This is a genomic window from Sodalis sp. RH20 (assembly GCF_047324205.1).
GTDB lineage: Bacteria > Pseudomonadota > Gammaproteobacteria > Enterobacterales > Enterobacteriaceae > Acerihabitans.
This window is the reverse complement of the sequence record NZ_CP178733.1, coordinates 2778872-2795905: the sequence shown is the minus strand read 5'-3', so window position 1 is coordinate 2795905 and position 17034 is coordinate 2778872. Positions and strand designations below refer to the sequence as shown.

The 17034-nt window shown below is 62.5% G+C and carries 13 protein-coding genes; 7 read left to right on the top strand and 6 right to left on the bottom strand.

Features of this window, described 5'->3' with window-relative positions; translation table 11 throughout:
- Positions 1–222: 222 nt before the first annotated feature.
- The 5 genes from ACL2XM_RS12875 to fdnG all read right to left on the bottom strand — a co-directional run bounded on the left by ACL2XM_RS12875 (position 223) and on the right by fdnG (position 8005).
- A complete protein-coding gene (locus ACL2XM_RS12875) occupies positions 223–2271 on the bottom strand; it encodes an NAD(+) synthase (protein ID WP_413733090.1) in 2049 nt (682 codons plus the stop codon).
- A gap of 200 nt (positions 2272–2471) precedes the next feature.
- On the bottom strand, positions 2472–3386 hold the full coding sequence (fdhE, locus tag ACL2XM_RS12870; RefSeq protein WP_413733089.1) for a formate dehydrogenase accessory protein FdhE: 915 nt from the start codon (positions 3384–3386) through the stop codon (positions 2472–2474).
- A complete protein-coding gene (fdoI, locus tag ACL2XM_RS12865) occupies positions 3386–4039 on the bottom strand; it encodes a formate dehydrogenase cytochrome b556 subunit (RefSeq protein ID WP_413722478.1) in 654 nt (217 codons plus the stop codon). Before fdoI ends, fdhE begins: the two co-directional genes overlap by 1 nt.
- Positions 4036–4947 (bottom strand): formate dehydrogenase subunit beta, encoded by a 912-nt coding sequence (gene fdxH / locus ACL2XM_RS12860; protein WP_410015668.1) that lies wholly within the window; start codon positions 4945–4947, stop codon positions 4036–4038. The genes fdoI and fdxH overlap by 4 nt, the downstream gene beginning before the upstream one ends.
- A gap of 10 nt (positions 4948–4957) precedes the next feature.
- Positions 4958–8005, bottom strand: a complete 3048-nt coding sequence (gene fdnG, locus ACL2XM_RS12855) for a formate dehydrogenase-N subunit alpha (protein WP_413722479.1) — start codon at positions 8003–8005, stop codon at positions 4958–4960.
- 315 nt (positions 8006–8320) lie between these two features.
- Between fdnG and ACL2XM_RS12850 the strand changes: the two genes are divergently transcribed.
- Entirely contained in the window at positions 8321–9199 is an 879-nt protein-coding gene (locus ACL2XM_RS12850) for an NAD(P)-dependent oxidoreductase (protein ID WP_413733088.1), read from the top strand.
- Between the two features lie 62 nt (positions 9200–9261).
- On the opposite strand, the gene ACL2XM_RS12845 is transcribed toward ACL2XM_RS12850, so the two are convergent.
- The gene (locus tag ACL2XM_RS12845) at positions 9262–10506 is read right to left on the bottom strand and encodes an MFS transporter (RefSeq protein WP_413733087.1); all 1245 of its coding nucleotides are present in this window, start codon (positions 10504–10506) and stop codon (positions 9262–9264) included.
- Between the two features lie 160 nt (positions 10507–10666).
- Between ACL2XM_RS12845 and ACL2XM_RS12840 the strand changes: the two genes are divergently transcribed.
- From ACL2XM_RS12840 to ACL2XM_RS12815, 6 genes are all read left to right on the top strand, one after another.
- Positions 10667–11239, top strand: coding sequence for a TetR/AcrR family transcriptional regulator (locus ACL2XM_RS12840; RefSeq protein ID WP_410015664.1), 573 nt, complete (start codon positions 10667–10669; stop codon positions 11237–11239).
- Positions 11240–11408: 169 nt separating this feature from the next.
- Positions 11409–13559 carry a carbon starvation CstA family protein gene (locus tag ACL2XM_RS12835; RefSeq protein WP_410015663.1) on the top strand — a complete coding sequence of 717 codons (2151 nt, stop codon included), beginning with the start codon at positions 11409–11411 and terminating at the stop codon, positions 13557–13559.
- 68 nt (positions 13560–13627) lie between these two features.
- Positions 13628–13831, top strand: a complete 204-nt coding sequence (locus ACL2XM_RS12830) for a YbdD/YjiX family protein (RefSeq protein ID WP_331120216.1) — start codon at positions 13628–13630, stop codon at positions 13829–13831.
- A gap of 17 nt (positions 13832–13848) precedes the next feature.
- Positions 13849–14808 (top strand): GTPase, encoded by a 960-nt coding sequence (gene yjiA / locus ACL2XM_RS12825; protein WP_413730654.1) that lies wholly within the window; start codon positions 13849–13851, stop codon positions 14806–14808.
- A gap of 329 nt (positions 14809–15137) precedes the next feature.
- Positions 15138–16397 (top strand): 3-oxo-tetronate kinase, encoded by a 1260-nt coding sequence (gene otnK / locus ACL2XM_RS12820; protein WP_413728637.1) that lies wholly within the window; start codon positions 15138–15140, stop codon positions 16395–16397.
- Positions 16394–17032 carry an aldolase gene (locus tag ACL2XM_RS12815; protein ID WP_413733086.1) on the top strand — a complete coding sequence of 213 codons (639 nt, stop codon included), beginning with the start codon at positions 16394–16396 and terminating at the stop codon, positions 17030–17032. The genes otnK and ACL2XM_RS12815 overlap by 4 nt, the downstream gene beginning before the upstream one ends.
- Positions 17033–17034: the final 2 nt, after the last annotated feature.

The following is a 17034-nucleotide window of genomic DNA, read 5'->3' as shown; positions in this document are numbered from 1 at the left end:
GGGTCTAATGATTTCACATTACTCGCGTGGCGCGGACTTGACCAGAGCGGAGATAAGCGTAGCTGAATTAACGCATGGCGTCGCGTGAATGAGAAGGACGGCGCAAACCGGCGCCGACATGTTTTTATGCCGGCATAAGCCGGCATCGTGTTCAGGCGGATCCCCGTCGCTGACATGGCGGAAGATTGCCGGCCGTCAGTTGAGCCAAATCTTCTGGTCGTCTTATTGCTCCGGCACTTGCGCCTCCAGCTCCTCAATCCAGATTCGGGCGTTGCCGTCCGACGGCGCGCGCCAGTCGCCGCGCGGCGACAGGCTGCCCCCGGCGGTGACTTTCGGTCCGTTGGGCGAGGCCGAGCGCTTAAACTGGCTCAGGGTGAAAAAGCGCACCAGGAACACTTTCAGCCAGCGCCGTATTTCCGCCAGCGGATAGGCGCGGCGTTTCTCCTGCGGGAAACCCGGCGGCCAATCGCCGGCGGCGGCATCCCCCCAGGCGTGCAGCGCCAGAAAGGCGATTTTTGACGGCCGGAAGCCGTAGCGCAGGGTATAAAACAGGCTGAAATCCTGCAGATCGTAAGGGCCGATAAGGGATTCAGTGCTTTGCAACTCGCCGGCGTCGTCGGCGGGCACCAGCTCCGGCGAGATTTCCGTCGCCAGAATGGCCTCAAGCGTGGCCATGACCGGCGCCTCGAACTGGCCGGACGAGATAACCCAGCGAATCAGATGCTGGATCAGGGTTTTGGGCACGCCGGCGTTGACATGGTAATGGGACATCTGGTCGCCGACGCCGTAGGTGCACCAGCCGAGCGCCATTTCGGACAGGTCGCCGGTGCCCACCACCATGCCGTTTTCGTGATTGGCCAGGCGGAACAGGTAATCGGTGCGCAAACCCGCCTGTACGTTCTCAAATGTCACATCATAGACCTTTTCGCCCCGGGCAAAGGGATGGCCCAGATCCTCAAGCATGCGCTGCGCGGCGGGGCGGATATCGATTTCACGGTGGGTGACGCCGAGCGCGTTGATAAGGCTTGCGGCGTTGTTATGCGTGCCGGCGCTGGTACCGAAGCCGGGCAGGGCGCAGGCGATGATATTTTCGCGCGGCAGCCCGAGCCGGTCCGCCGCCCTGGCGATCACAATCAGCGCCTGGGTGGAATCCAGACCGCCGGAGACGCCGATCACCAGCCGTTTAATGCCGGTGGCGGTGATGCGCTGCGCCAGGGCGGCGACCTGGATGTTATAGGCCTCGTAACAGTCCTGGGCCAGCCGTTCCCGGTCGGCGGGCACAAAGGGAAAACGCTCCACCCTTCGTTCGAAGCCGATATCGCGGGCGACGGGCGCCAGGTCGAATGAAATCCGCCGGAACGCGCCGACCCGCGCTTCGTGGGTACGGCGGTTATCGTCAAAGGTGCCCATGCGCATTCGTTCCTGGCGCAGCAAGTCCAGATCGATATCCGCCACCGCGCTCTGCCCTGCCACGGCGAAGCGTTCGGTTTCCGCCAGCAGGCTGCCGTTTTCATAGATCACGCACTGGCCGTCCCACGCCACTTCGGTGGTGGATTCGCCGGTGCCCGCCGCGGCATACAAATAGGCGGCGAGACAGCGCATGGATTGTGAACGGCACAGCTGGCGGCGGGTATCCGCGCGCCCGATGGTGATCGGGCTGCCGGACAGGTTGGCCAGCACGGTGGCGCCGGCCAGCGCCGCTTCGGCGCTCGGCGGGATCGGCACCCAGAAATCCTCGCAAATCTCCACGTGCAGCACGAAGCCGGGCACATCCCGCGCGCTGAATAGCAGATCGGGACCGAAAGGCGCTTCCTGGCCGGCCAATGACAGGGTGCCGCGCGCCATATCCCCCGGCGCGCACTGCCGCCGTTCATAAAATTCCCGGTAGGTGGGCAGGTAGGATTTAGGCACCACCCCCAGCAGGCGGCCGCGGTGCAGCACCAGCGCGGTGTTATAGACGCGCCCGGCGTGGCGCAGCGGCGCGCCCACCACCAGCACCGGCGTCAGGCCGGCGGTAGCCGCGAGCAGTTCCGCCACCGCACGCTCCACTGCGTCCAGCAACACATCCTGCAACAGCAGGTCTTCAATGGAATAACCGCACAGTGATAATTCGGGGAAAATGGCCAGCGCCACGCCCCGGGCGTCAAGCCCATTGGCGGTCTCGGCTATGGCGCGGGCGTTGACCGACGGCTCGGTAAGGGCGCAGGGCAGGGTGCAGGCCGCCACGCGGGCAAAACCATGCTGGTAGAGGGAATGGAAGTTGTTTGACATAAGCGGCTCTTCTCACGTTGGACTGACGGTCATCGCAGAATAAATCCACTATAGCAGAAGGAGACGCCGGTTCGGCAACACCCGGCTGATTGCCCCGGCGCGCCAATTATCGTCGTCATGCGGTATCAAGGCGTCCGTCCCGTAAAGAACAGACACCCCGCGCGCGCGGCGCTAAAGCAACACGCGGGACGGGAGGCGTTTTAGCCGGCGGGGAATAAAAACGGATTAATGCCGCTGCGGCTAAAGCCTTTTTCTTCCAGTTTGGCATCCAGGATAACCGAGGCCAGATCGTCGGCCAGGCTTTCGGCGCAGGCCTCCTTATCCTGGCGGATCACTTTCAGGTAGCTGCGGCAATGACCGCAGCTTTCCGCGGTTACCGCCGCCTGGGTAGTGTCCAGCGACCAGTAGGCCAGGTCGTCGGTCTGCTCGCAGCTGCTGCACACCGCCCGCACCAGATGCCATTCGCTTTCGCACAATGCGCAGTGCAGGTAGCGCAGGCCGGGTACGCCGCCTTTGCCGTGGATGACGCTTGCCGCCGGTGCGGTGCCGCAGAGCGGGCAATATTGCCGCCGGCCGCCGTCGGCCACGGCCTGGCCGCCGATCCGCCCGGCCATCTGCGCCCAGTACAGCGACAGGGCCGCCCATACGAATGGCGCGCGGGCGCTGTCCGCCCGGGCAAAATCCCCGCTCAGCAGTGCCTGCGCCTCGGCCTCCAGCATGCTGTCGGGCAGCGACGACAGAGTGTCCAGCGCCTGGCGCACGGCGGGCGCGGCGTCGGGCAGCAGCAGCGCGATGAGCGCCCGCAGCATGTCGCGCCACTGCGGCGTGCGCGCAAACGTCGCCGCATCCAGCGCAAGCGCGCCTTCAGCCGCAGCGGGCGGATTAACCCCGTCCGCCAGCGGCCGGGTCTCGAGCACGCGGCGCTGCGCCCGCGCCACGCCGGCGGCAAAACGCAGGTAATCACCGAACGGGTGATCCGCCGCCAACTGCAGCAGCCGATCGGCGCGCTGTTGATACAGACGCGGCAGGTCGGCCGCCAGCAGCGGCCTGATCGCCGATGTGGCGGCTATCTGGCGGGCGGATAAGCGGTGTTCGGGCACGATATGGATTGCCATCAGCGCCCCTCCTTGCGGCTGGCCGCCGCCAGGGCGTTTTTTTCCTGCAGCTCGCGATACCAGCGCGGATGGTGTTTTTTCGCCCAGGCCGCCGGCACCCAACCTTCCACCATAGCGGTAATGGTGCCCTTGACCCACAGGGCGGCATAGATATGCACCATAATCACCATAATCAATCCCACCGCCGCCAGCGAATGCACCAGCAGGGCGGCGCGGATAAGCGGGATGGGGAAATACCCGGCAAACCAGGGCCGCCAGATCATCACGCCGCTTACCAGCAACAGCGCCAGGCTGATAATCGCCGCCCAAAACACGCATTTCTGGCCGAAATTATACCGCCCGGTGTCGCCGACTTCCTGGTTAAGGGCGATTTTATGAATGTTCTTTGCCCAGTAGATATCATCGCGATTGATCAGGTTATGCCGCCAGTAACGCAGGAACATCAGCATAAAGGCGCAAAACATCACCACCCCGGCAAACGGATGCAGGATCCTGGCCAACTGCGGCGTGCCGAAGATATTCATCAGCCAATTGAACGAGGGGAAAAAAAAGCCCAGGCCGCTGAGCGAGACCAGGACAAAGCAGAACGCCACGATCCAGTGATTGATCCGCTCCGGCGCGCTGTAGCGCACAATCCGCTGTTGCTGTTTCATTTTCGTGGCTCCTGTTCGTGATCAGGTTCGTCATGCTGATGGTTATCGTCATCTTCGGCGCGGTTCGGCCCCACCCCGACATAATGGAATACCGTGGCGGCGAAAATGGCGGCGAAGCCGACGGCGGCCAGCGGTTTCCATACCCCTTTCCAGAAGGTGACCGCGGGACTGATGGCCGGGTTGTCCGGCAGGCCGTGGTAAAGCTGCGGCCGGTCCGCGTGATGCAGCACATACATGACGTGGGTGCCGCCGACCCCGGCCGGATCATACAGGCCGGCATGATGAAAACCGCGGGTATTCAGCTCGGCCACCCGTTCCGCCGCCAGGGTGGTCATATCCTCTTTGCTGCCGAAATGGATGGCGCCGGTGGGGCAGGTCTTGACGCAGGCCGGCTCCTGGCCCACCGCCACGCGGTCAACGCACAGCGTGCATTTGTAGGCGCGGTTGTCCTGCTGATTGATACGCGGTACGTTGAACGGACAGCCGGCGATACAGTAGCCGCAGCCGATGCAGTGCTCGGACTGGAAATCCACGATGCCGTTGGCGTACTGGATGATAGCCCCTTCCGCCGGGCAGGCCTTCAGGCAGCCCGGGTCGGCGCAGTGCATGCAGCCGTCCTTGCGGATCAGCCATTCCAGCCGGCCGTCCTGTTCCACCTCGGAAAAGCGCATCACCGTCCAGGATTTTGCGCTCAGGTCGAGGGGATTGTCGTAGACGCCGACGTTGATGCCCACCTCGTCGCGCAGATCGTTCCATTCCGAACAGGCCACCTGGCAGGCTTTGCAGCCGATGCAGGTGGTGACGTCGATAAGCTTGGCCACCGGATCCTGGAAATCCCGCGCGCGCGGCGCGGGGGTTAAACCGTTGGTGGCGGATTTACGGATAATATCCTGTGATTGCATTGCCATGTCCTATCCCCTATACCTTTTCCACATTGACCAGAAAGGCCTTATATTCCGGCGTCTGCGAATTGGCTTCGCCGACGTGGGGCGTTAGGGTATTGGCAAGGAATCCCTTTTTGGTGGTGCCCTCATAGCCCCAGTGACAGGGGATGCCGATGGTATCGATTTCCCGGCCGTCCACCAGCAGGGTGCGGATCCGTTTGGTCACCACCGCCTTGGCCTTGATAAAACCGCGCTTGGAGGTGATCTTGACGCTGTCGCCGGCCTTGATGCCCTTGCTTGCCGCCAGCTTCTCGCCGATTTCGATAAATTGCTCCGGCTGGACGATGGCGTTGAGGCGCGCATGCTTGGTCCAGTGGCGGAACAGCTCGGTAATGGAATAGGTGGTGGCGACATACGGAAAATCGGCGGCTACGCCCAGGCGCAGGCGATCGGCGGCGAACAGGCGCGCCGCCGGGTTCATTATCACCGCGGCGTGCAGCGGATTGGTGCCGATGGGCGATTCCGCCGGTTCATAGTGTTCCGGGAAGGGGCCGTCCACCAGCTTATCGATGGCGTACAGACGGCCCATGCCTTCGGCCTGCATGATAAAAGGACCCACGCCGCTGCCCGGCGCGGCGTTGCCGTAGTCGGGAATATCAATCCCGGTCCAGCGGGCGCCGTCCCAGTGGATCAGTTCCCGTTTCGGATCCCACGGCTTGCCCTGGGCATCGGCCGAGGCGCGGTTATACAAAATGCGGCGATTTTGCGGCCATGCCCAGGCCCAGCCGGGCGTGCAGCCCAGCCCCGACGGATCGCTGTTATCGCGCCGCGCCATCTGGTTGCCCTGCTCGGTCCAGCTGCCGGCGAAAATCCAGCAGAAACTGGCGGTGGATCCGTCATCGCGCAGCTGCGAGAAATCGGCCAGCTGCTGGCCTTTTTTCAGGATAACCGTACCCTGGTCGTCCTTCAGATCCGCCAGCGCGCGGCCGTTGCTTTCGCGGGCCAATTCCTCCGGCGTCGGGTCAGCGGGATCGTGATAATCCCAGGCCATATTCATCAGTGGCGCCGGATTGGCTCCGCCCTCGCGGGCGTACATCGCGCGCAGGCGCAGGAAAATCCCCGCCAGGATCACCCCGTCGTTACGGGCTTCTCCCGGCGGCTCGGCGCCTTTGAAATGCCATTGCAGCCAGCGCCCGGAGTTGACGATGGTGCCGTTCTCCTCGGCAAAACAGCTGGAGGGAAGCCGGAACACCTCGGTCTGGATGGCGGCCGGATCGACGTCGTTAAATTCGCCGTGGTGCTGCCAGAAACTGGAGGTTTCCGTCGCCAGGGGATCGATGATGACCAGGTATTTCAGTTTCGACAGCGCGCCGGAGGCTTTATTTTTATCGGCAAACGCCGCCACCGGATTAAAGCCCTGGGCGATATAACCGTTGACCTTGCCCTCGCTCATCATCTGCGTAAAGTTAAGGGCGTCGTAGCTTTGATCCCATTTCGGCAGCCAGTCGAAACCCCAGTCGTTGTCTTTGGTGGCGTTGGCGCCGTAAAAGCTTTTCATCAGGCTGACAAAAAACTTCGGCGTGTTTTTCCAGTAATTCACCTGATCCGGCAGCAGGGCCTTGGGCGTCGCCTGCGCCAGGTAGTCGGCGAGGGTGGTCTGTTTTTCCGAGGGCAGGTCCATATAACCGGGCAGGCGCAGGGACAGCAGGCCGAGATCGGTATACCCCTGGATATTGGAATGGCCGCGCAGCGCGTTGACGCCGCCGCCGGCCATGCCGATATTGCCCAGCAGCAGTTGAATCATGCCGGCGGTGCGGATAATCTGCGCGCCGGTGGTGTGTTGGGTCCAGCCCAGCGCGTACAGGATGGTGGCGGTTTTGTCCGGCGCGCTGGTTTCACCCAGGATGTGGCAAATCTTCAGGAAATCCGCCTGCGGAGTGCCGCAGATGCGCGCTACCATTGCGGGGGTGTAGCGGCTGACGTGCTCTTTAAGCATATTCCAGACGCAACGCGGATCGGTTAAGGTGGCGTCGCGCCGGGCAAAGCCGTTGTCATCCAGCTGGTACTGCCAGGAGGATTTATCATAGCGGTGCTTGTCGGCGTCGTAGCCGCTGAACAGGCCGTCGTCAAAACGGTACGCTTCGCCCACCAGCAGGCTGGCGTTGGTATAGGCTTTCACATACTCCATCTGCACTTTATTATTGCTCAGCAGATAGTTGATTACCCCCAGCAGGAAGGCGATATCGGCGCCGGCGCGGATGGGCGCGTAAAAATCGGCCACCGAGGCGGTGCGGTTAAAGCGCGGATCGACCACAACCACCTGGGCATGGTTCTTGGTTTTGGCTTCCATCACCCATTTAAAGCCGACCGGATGGGCCTCGGCCGGGTTGCCGCCCATCACCAGCACCACGTCGGCGTTTTTAATATCCACCCAGTTATTGGTCATGGCCCCCCGGCCGAAGGTCGGCGACAGGGCGGAGACGGTAGGGGCATGGCACAGCCGGGCCTGGGTATCAATGGCCAGCATGCCGAGCGCGCGGGTGATGCGCTGGTCAAGCATGCCGGTTTCATTGCTGGCGGCGGACGAGCACAGCATGCCGGTGGTCACCCAGCGGTTCACCGTCACCCCGGCGGCGTTTTTCTCGACGAAGTTGGCGTCCCGATCGGCCTTCATCAGGCGGGCGATGCGCTCGTAGGCGTCCTCCCAGCTGATGCGCTGCCAGGTATTCGAACCGGGCGCGCGGTATTCGGGATATTTCAGCCGCTGGTCGCTGTGGATAAAATCCACCAGGCCGGCGCCCTTGGGGCACAGCGATCCCCGGCTCACGGGATGGTCCGGGTCGCCCTCGATATGGAAAATCGCGGCTTTGGCGTTTTTGGCGCCGTCGCCCAGGCTATACATTAATATACCGCAGCCCACGGAACAGTAGGTGCAGTTATTCCGGGTCTCGTGCGCGCGCAATAACTTATATTGACGGGTCTCCGCCAGCGCGATATCCGGCGCAAAACCCAATGCGGCGGCGGTGGTGCCCGCCATTCCGCCCGCGCAGATTTTAAAGAATTGCCGTCTGCTGAATTGCATGAACGCTCCTGAATACGACATGTATCACATTATAATTCCGTGAAACAAAACCCGGATTTACAGTGACGGGCCGGGTTATGCGCTGCGCTTAGAGAGAGTGCTTTACGCCTTATTTTTTGTGTGGGTATTATCATTCAAATTATCGGGGTTGCAAATGCTTTTCACGGTTGTTAAAGGAAATATTAAATTGTTATTGGCGGGAAAATAACCACCGCGCCGGTCCTCCCGCCATGACCGTCGCGGCGCCGCCGTTTTTGCCGATAAGCGCTAACCTTGGTAAAGTTATGCTAAATCGCAGACAAAAGGATCGTTAACATGAACACGCTTCCCGTCGTTGCCGTGCTCGGCCTGGGCGCCATGGGCCATGCTTTTGCGGCCAATCTGGTTAAGAAAAACTTTACCGTCCGCGGCTGGAACCGCACCCCCGGGCGCGGCGAGGATCTGGCGGCAGCGGGCATGACGCTGTGCGATTGCGCGCGGGAGGCGGCCGGGAACGCCGACGTGGTTATCGTGATGCTCACGGACGCGGCGGCCACCGAAGCGGTGATCACCGGCGGGGACGGGATACTCGCCGCTCTGAAAGCGGGCGCGGTACTGGCGCAGATGGGCACCATCGGCGTCGAGTCCACCGACCAGCTTTACCGGGCCGTCACCGCGGCGCGTCCGGACGTGGTGTTTATCGACGCGCCGGTATCCGGCACCAAGGCCCCGGCCGAAAACGCGCAGATCACCGTGCTGGCCGGCGGCGATCGCGCGCGCGCCGCCGCCGTCGAGCCGGTATTCGCCGCCATCGCCAGGGGCACGCAATGGCTGGGGGCCGCCGGCGCCGGCGCGCGCATGAAACTGGTGGTCAACGCCTGGCTGATTGCCATGATGCAGGGCGTGGCGGAGAGCGTCGATCTGGCGCAGGCGCTGGGATTTTCACCGGATAATTTCTGGGATGCGCTGGAAGGCGGCCCGCTGGCGGCCCCCTATGTTAAAAACAAACTCGCGATGATCAAGGCCGACGACTATACGCCGCAAATGCAGCTGTCGCTGGCGCTCAAGGACGCCAATCTGGCCCTTGACGCCGCGGGGAACCGCGCCATGCCAGGCCTGCGCACTATCGCCGGCGTATGGCGCCAGGCGGTGGACGCGGGTCTTGGCGCCCAGGATATCGCGGTGGTGTACCGTTATCTGGGCACGAAAAAATAGCCCTTGCCGTCCTGCCGCCGGCAGGCGCCGGGACAAGGGCGCGCCGGTGGACGCGGGCGCAATCAGCTGTTTGCGGGGCACGACGGCCGCGGCATGATCCGGCTGCGCCGCCGGATGGCCAGCGCCAGCGCCATCGCCGCCAGCGATAAGGCGATGATGACCGTCCCGTAAATATTGGCCGTCGCCAGCAGGCCGGCGCGGCGCACCAGGAAGCCGGCGGCAATGGCCGGCAGGCTGTTGGCGAGATAGCATTCCACATAAAACGCGGCCATCAGTCCGGCCCGCTCGGCGGGGGCGGCCTGCGCCATCACCGTGCGCAGCGCGCCGAGAAAACCCGCGCCGAACCCCACGCCGGCGATAACCGATCCGGCCAGCAGCACCGATGCCATGCCATGGTTGGCCCCCAGCAGGATCGCCAGCACGCCCGCCACCAGCATCACGGCGCCCGCCAGCAACGAGGCGAAAGGGGTACGGCCACGGGCCGCCATAATCGCCGCGGCGCCGCTGAGCGTCAGCGCCGCCACCGCCAGTCCGCCCAACCAGACCGACGTAGAGTGGGTAACCTTGGCGATCAGAGACGGCATCAGCGACAGATAAAAACCGCCCAGCATCCAGATGGCGACATTGACCGGCGTTACCGCCAGCAGGGCGCCGCGCGCCTGCGCGGGAATAACCACGCTGGGCCGCAGCGAGGCCCAGGCCCCATGACGGCGCACGGCGGTTTCAGGCGTGCCCCAGGTCAGCGCCGCTTCGGCCGCGAAGACCAGCAGCAGCAGGGCATAGACCAGATGCAGCGGCGCGGGCGCGAACTGAAGCAGCGCGCAGGCGCCCAGCGCCCCCAGGGCCATGCCGGTCATCGGCGCAATGCTATTGGTCAACGCGCCGCGCTCATGATGCAGGTCCAGCAGCGCCGCGCCCAGGGCCGCCGACGCCAGTCCGGTGGCCAATCCCTGCAACGCCCGCGCGACGATAAGCCAGACGGGGCCGGCGGCGCCGAGGAACACCCCCATGGCCGACAGCTCCAGCAGCAGCGCCAGGCTGATGACCGGACGCCGGCCGATATAGTCGGACAGGGCGCCGGCGCTCAGCAGCGACGCCAGCAGGGCCAGGGCATAGGCGCTGTAGATAGTGGTCAGCAGCATCGGCGAGAATGCCCACGAGACCTGGTAAAGCCGGTAGAGCGGGGTAGGGGCGCTGGACGCGGCGTAAAAGGTTATCAGCGTGGCGGTATGTACCGCCGCGGCTACATCAGGCTGGAAACGGCCCGGGACGGTGTGGTTTGACGCGGTAACGGTTGATTTGGGCATGGCGGTGCTCGTATAATAAACGCAAATTATTAGCTTTTATACATCCTAGAGGATACTCGGCACTAACGCAAATATTTTGCGTTAGTGCCGGGCGGCAGTACCCTGCGGCGCGCCTGGGACGCCGGCGGTCATCCTCTGGCAGGAACAGGAGTCATCAGCCATGGCTGACAAAAGCGGTGTCCGTCCCGGCGGCCGCAGCGCCCGCATACAGGCGGCGGTGCACCGGGCGGTACGGGAATTACAGCAACAGGAAGGGCCAGGCGAACTGACGGTGCCGGCCATCGCCGCCCGCGCCGGCGTGACGCCGTCCACCCTCTACCGGCGTTGGGGCGATCTGGCGCAATTATTATCCGATGTCGCGCTGGCGCGGGTGCGTCCCGATGGCGAGCCGCGTGATACGGGGTCGTATCGGGGAGATCTGCGCGCGTGGCTGGAACAATACATCGATGAATTGGCCTCCGAGACCGGCCGGGCCATGATGCGCGATATCCTCGGCTGCGCCGCGCCGGGCAACGCCGGGAAATGCGCGGAATTTATCCGCCAGCAGCTCGATGTTATCCGCGACCGCGCCCTGGCGCGCGGCGAGGCGATTGTGGATAGCGATACCTTGATTGACCTGGTGGTGGCGCCGGTGGTTTATCGCCTGCTGTTTTCGCTATCAGCGCCTTCCGTTGAACATGCCCTGGCGCTGCTGGACCATACGCTGGGCGCCGCCCCCAGGCGCGTCGGGTGACTTTTCGCCGGCTCCGGGCGACCGCGCCGGGGGCTAAGCCCGACCGTTCGCCGGGCTATTTAACCGTTCGCCCGCGTATATGACCGCTTAATAATAATTTGCCTCTTTTTTCATCCATTCTGGCCTAGAGTACGCGCACATGTACCCTATAACAGAAGACCGCATCGAGATGAAAAATAATATCCTCAAGCATATCCCCTGGCTTATCATCGGCATTATCGGGGCCTGCTGCCTGGCCGTCGTGGCGTTGCGCCGGGGCGAGCATGTCAGCGCCCTGTGGATCGTGGTGTCGTCCGTGGCCGTTTATCTGGTGGCTTACCGCTACTACAGCCTGTATATCGCCACCCGGGTGATGGGGCTGGATCCCACCCGTTCGACGCCGGCGGTGGTCAATAACGACGGCCTGAACTACGTGCCGACCAACAGGAACGTCCTGTTCGGCCATCATTTCGCCGCCATTGCCGGCGCCGGTCCGCTGGTCGGACCGGTACTGGCCGCCCAGGTGGGCTACCTGCCGGGCACCATGTGGCTGCTGGCCGGGGTGGTTATCGCCGGCGCCGTGCAGGACTTTATGGTGCTGTTTATGTCTTCGCGCCGCAACGGCGTGTCGCTGGGCGAGATGATCAAGGAGGAAATGGGCCCGGTTCCGGGCACCATCGCCCTGTTCGGCTGTTTCCTGATTATGATTATTATCCTGGCGGTGCTGGCCCTGATCGTGGTGAAAGCGCTGGCCGAAAGCCCGTGGGGCGTGTTTACCGTCTGCTCGACGGTGCCCATCGCCCTGTTCATGGGCATTTATATGCGCTTCCTGCGCCCCGGACGGGTGGGCGAAGTGTCGGTTATCGGCGTGGTGGGGCTGCTGCTGGCCATTTGGTTTGGCGGCGTGATTGCCCACGACCCGTACTGGGGACCGGCGCTGACCTTTAAAGACACCACCATTACCTACACCCTGATTGGCTATGCCTTTGTTTCCGCCCTGCTGCCGGTATGGCTTATCCTGGCGCCGCGCGACTACCTGGCCACCTTCCTGAAAATCGGCGTGATTATCGGCCTGGCGGTGGGGATTGTCATCATCAATCCCGACCTGAAGATGCCGGCGATGACCCAGTTTATCGACGGCACCGGCCCGGTATGGAAAGGCGCGCTGTTCCCCTTCCTGTTTATTACCATCGCCTGCGGCGCCGTATCCGGTTTCCATGCCCTGATTGCCTCAGGTACCACGCCCAAGTTGCTGGCCAGCGAAAGCGATACCCGTTTTATCGGCTATGGCGCGATGTTGATGGAATCATTTGTCGCCATCATGGCGCTGGTGGCCGCGTCGATTATCGAACCCGGCCTGTACTTCGCCATGAACACCCCGCCGGCGGCGCTGGGCATCACCATGCCCGACCTGCATCGCCTCGGCACCTCGGACGCGCCGCTGATCCTGTCCTCGCTGCGCGATGTAACCACCCATGCGGCCGCCACCGTCAGCTCCTGGGGTTTTGTTATCTCCCCAGAGCAAATCATGCAAACCGCGCAGGATATCGGCGAGCCTTCGGTGCTTAACCGCGCAGGCGGCGCCCCGACGCTGGCGGTGGGCATTGCCCATGTCTTTAATAAGATCATCCCGGGCGCCGATATGGGCTTCTGGTATCATTTCGGCATTCTGTTCGAGGCCCTGTTTATCCTGACGGCGCTGGATGCCGGCACGCGTTCCGGCCGCTTTATGCTGCAGGACCTGCTGGGCAATTTTGTCCCGTTCCTGAAAAAAACCGACTCGCTGCTGGCCGGCATGGTGGGCACCGCGGGCTGCGTGGGCCTGTGGGGCTATCTGCTGTACCAGGGCGTGGTCGATCCGCTGGGCGGGGTAAAAAGCCTGTGGCCGCTGTTCGGCATCTCCAACCAGATGCTGGCCGCCGTCGCGCTGGTATTGGGCACCGTGGTGCTTATCAAGATGAAACGCACCCGCTATATCTGGGTAACGGTGGTGCCGGCGGTTTGGTTGCTGATCTGCACCACCTGGGCGCTGGGGCTTAAGCTGTTCAGCCAGAATCCGCAGCTCGAAGGGTTCCTGTACCAGGCCAGCCTGTACAAGCGCCGCATCGCCGAGCAGGGCGCCGGGCTAACGGAACAACAGATTAGCAACATGCATCACATAGTCGTCAATAACTACACCAATGCCGGCTTAAGCGTCCTGTTCCTGATTGTTGTCTACAGCATAATCTTCTATGGTATTAAAACGGCGCTGAAAGCCCGCGGCAACGCCGCGCGCACGGATAAGGAAACGGCGTATGTCGCCGTGCCGGAAGGGGGTATCATCACCTCAAGCAGCCACTGATACGGCATCATAAGCCCTGTCCCGCATAACCGGTGGTTATGCGGGCGTTTTTACACTGGAGATACCGCATGTTTGGAAATTTGGGTCAGGCAGGTAAGTATTTGGGACAGGCTGCCCGGATGTTGGTCGGTATTCCGGATTATGATTATTATGTCCAGCATATGAAGACCAATCATCCCGATCAGCCGGTCATGGACTACGAAGCGTTTTTCCGCGATCGTCAGGAAGCGCGCTACGGCGGTAACGGCAAGGGCGGTTTTCGCTGCTGTTGACACACGAGGATTCGAGCATGGACCAGCCGCTGCCGGCCACCATCCTGACCGGCTTTTTCGGCGCGGGGAAAACCACCCTGCTGCGCCATATACTGCATGCCGACCATGGCGAAAAGATCGCCGTGATAGAAAATGAATTCGGCGAAGTCCCCATCGACAATACCCTCCTGGGCGATCGCGCCACCCGCATTACCACCTTAAGCAACGGCTGTATTTGCTGCTCCAGCGCCAACGAGCTGGCGGATGCCCTGCTGGATTTACTGGCGGGCATCGATCGCGGCGAGGTTGATTTTACCCGCCTGGTGATTGAATGTACCGGCATGGCCGACCCGGGACCGGTGATCCAGACCTTTTTTTCCCATCCGGTTATCAGCGAGCGTTTCCTGCTTGACGGCGTGATCGCCCTGGTGGACGCGGTGCACGCCGACGGACAGCTAAATGAGTTCGCCCTGGCCCAGGCCCAGGTGGGATTTGCCGATCGTATCCTGCTCACCAAAACCGATATCGCCGGCGAGAGCGGCGATTTGATCGCGCGCCTGCAGCATATCAACGCCCGCGCGCCCGTGTACCGGGTGGTCAATGGCGAGATAGGGCTGGACCGGCTGTTTAACGTCGAGGGTTTTATCCTGAATGATAACCTGACCGTGGCCCGGCCGCGTTACCGGCCGCTTATCGAGCCGCAAAACGCCATCCGCTCCATCGTGGTGAACCTGGCGCGGCCGCTGGCGCTGCAGACGGTATCGGACATTATGGAAGGCCTTCTGGCGACTTATGCCGATAATCTATTACGCTATAAAGGCATTTTAGCCATCGAAGGCGACCCCCGGCGCCTGCTGTTCCAGGGGGTGCAACGCCTGTATAACGCCGATTGGGACCGGGAATGGCGCGATGACGAGCAGCCGGCCAGCGTGCTGGTGTTTATCGGCGTCGGACTGCCGGAGTCCGAGATCCGGGACGCTTTCGCCGCGTACAGGTAAGCCGGCGTTTAACGTGCAGGGTAAGAGTATTGCCGCCTGGCCATCGCCTCAGGCCCGCCCGTGAACCGGGCGGGCCTGATTGTTTTAAGGACCAGGCCTGGACAGCTGGGGCGCCGCACGGCAGGGGGATAAAAGGCGCTGTTCCGGCTGATGCGAAGATTCACACATTGTTGTGAAAAGCGGATAAATGATTAAATATACTATTATCAATTAGTTAATTCCAATTAAGCGCTATAATTCCGTTACGCTTTTGTGATGGCCATCATCTCAATGTGAAGCCAATACGTACAAAATTTCACACATGTTCACAACAACCCGGATGACAGGAAATGACGTTATCGTTAGGCGTTATTGCTGATGATTTTACCGGCGCCACCGACATCGCGAGTTTTATCGCGCTGGCCGGTTGGCGCGTGGTCCAGCTTAACGGTATCCCGCAGCAGCCGCTGCCGCTGGAAGACGTTGACGCGGTGGTGATTTCCCTGAAGACCCGCTCCTGCCCGGCGCCGGAAGCCATAAGCCAGTCGCTGGCGGCGTGCCGGTGGTTGCGGGTACAGGATTGCCGGAAGATCTACTTTAAATATTGCTCCACCTTCGATTCCACGCCGCACGGCAATATCGGCCCGGTTACCGATTCCCTGCTGGCCGAGACCGGGGCTGCGCTTGCCATCCTGTGCCCGGCGCTGCCGGTCAACGGCCGCACCGTGATCCACGGCTATCTGTTTGTCAACGGGCGGCTGCTGAACGAATCTGGCATGCAAAACCATCCCCTCACGCCGATGACCGACGCTAATCTGTTAAGGGTGATGGACGCCCAGGCCGCGGGTAAAACCGGGCTGCTCCCGCTCGCGACGCTGCGCCGGGGGACCCGGGCCGTGCGGGAGCGCCTGGAGGAACTGCGGCGCGAGGGGCGGCGCTATCTCGTTGCCGATGTGCTCGACGACGCTGATTTAACGCTTCTGGCGCAAAGCCTGCCGGACGACCTGCTGCTGACCGGCGGTTCGGGCCTGGCCGGCGCATTGGCCGCGCTTTCGCCCCGCGACGGCGACAGCGCGGCGGCGCAGGCCGTGCCGCCGGCCACGGGTCGCGCCGTGGTGCTGTCGGGCAGTTGCTCGCGCATGACCAATACGCAGGTTGATCACTATCGCCGCCAGGCGCCCGCCCGGGCGATCGACGTCACACGCTGCCTGGAGAACGGCGCGCTGTATGCGCGGGAGCTGGCGCAATGGGTGATGGATCAACCCCCCCGGCCGGCGCCCATGCTGTTCGCCACCCAGGCCGCCGACGTGGTCAGGGCGGTACAGGCCCGCTACGGCGTCGCCGCCACCGGCGCCGCCATCGAACGATTGTTTGCCGATATCGCGCTGTCCCTGTTTCAGCAGGGTTTTGGTAAATTTATCATTGCCGGCGGCGAGACCTCCAGCCTTATCACGCAACGGCTCGGCGTGAGCGGCTTTGCCATTGGCCGGACTATCGCCCCCGGCGTGCCCTGGGTCAGGGATATCGAGCGGCCTTTATGGCTGGCGCTGAAGTCCGGCAATTTTGGCGAGACAGATTTTTTTAACCAGGCACAGGAGCTTTATCAATGACGGAAGCCGAATTACGCGAACTAATGGCGACGCTGGCCCATTCCATGTTTATGCGCGGCTACAGTAGCGGCGGGGCGGGAAATCTCAGCTGCCGCCTGCCCGACGGCGGTTTCCTGGTGACGCCCACCAACTCCAGCTTCGGCGCCCTGGACCCGGCGACGCTCAGCAAACTCAACGCCGCGGGAGAACATATCGCGGGCGCCAGGCCGTCCAAGGAATCGGTAATGCACCTGAATTTTTACCGGCGACGTCCCGATATCGGCGGCGTGGTGCATCTGCATTCGCCCGCGCTGACCGCGCTGTCCTGTATGCCCAGCCTGAACGCCGAGAACTGCCTGCCGCCGATAACGCCCTATTACGTCATGCGCGTCGGCAAGCTGCCGCTGGTGCCGTATTTCCGCCCCGGGCATCCCGGCCTTGCCGAGGCGATTGGCGATCTCGCCCCGACGCATAACGCCATGCTGCTGGCTAACCACGGGCCGGTAATCGGCGGCGCCGGCCTGCTGGAAGCGGTGTTCAACGCGGAAGAACTAGAGGACACGGCGCGTCTGTATATTACACTGCTACCTTATGGCATGGTGACATTAACAGGTGAACAAGTTGCAGAGCTGGAACGGACCTTTAAAAAAGCCTAACG

Coding starts and splice junctions, on each gene's coding strand:
- ACL2XM_RS12815 (WP_413733086.1), top strand. CDS start 16,394: ATGACGGAAGCCGAATTACGCGAACTAATGGCGACGCTGGCCCATTCC.
- ACL2XM_RS12830 (WP_331120216.1), top strand. CDS start 13,628: ATGTTTGGAAATTTGGGTCAGGCAGGTAAGTATTTGGGACAGGCTGCC.
- fdnG (WP_413722479.1), bottom strand. CDS start 8,005: ATGCAATTCAGCAGACGGCAATTCTTTAAAATCTGCGCGGGCGGAATG.
- fdoI (WP_413722478.1), bottom strand. CDS start 4,039: ATGAAACAGCAACAGCGGATTGTGCGCTACAGCGCGCCGGAGCGGATC.
- ACL2XM_RS12835 (WP_410015663.1), top strand. CDS start 11,409: ATGAAAAATAATATCCTCAAGCATATCCCCTGGCTTATCATCGGCATT.
- ACL2XM_RS12850 (WP_413733088.1), top strand. CDS start 8,321: ATGAACACGCTTCCCGTCGTTGCCGTGCTCGGCCTGGGCGCCATGGGC.
- ACL2XM_RS12845 (WP_413733087.1), bottom strand. CDS start 10,506: ATGCCCAAATCAACCGTTACCGCGTCAAACCACACCGTCCCGGGCCGT.
- ACL2XM_RS12840 (WP_410015664.1), top strand. CDS start 10,667: ATGGCTGACAAAAGCGGTGTCCGTCCCGGCGGCCGCAGCGCCCGCATA.
- yjiA (WP_413730654.1), top strand. CDS start 13,849: ATGGACCAGCCGCTGCCGGCCACCATCCTGACCGGCTTTTTCGGCGCG.
- ACL2XM_RS12875 (WP_413733090.1), bottom strand. CDS start 2,271: ATGTCAAACAACTTCCATTCCCTCTACCAGCATGGTTTTGCCCGCGTG.
- otnK (WP_413728637.1), top strand. CDS start 15,138: ATGACGTTATCGTTAGGCGTTATTGCTGATGATTTTACCGGCGCCACC.
- fdhE (WP_413733089.1), bottom strand. CDS start 3,386: ATGGCAATCCATATCGTGCCCGAACACCGCTTATCCGCCCGCCAGATA.
- fdxH (WP_410015668.1), bottom strand. CDS start 4,947: ATGGCAATGCAATCACAGGATATTATCCGTAAATCCGCCACCAACGGT.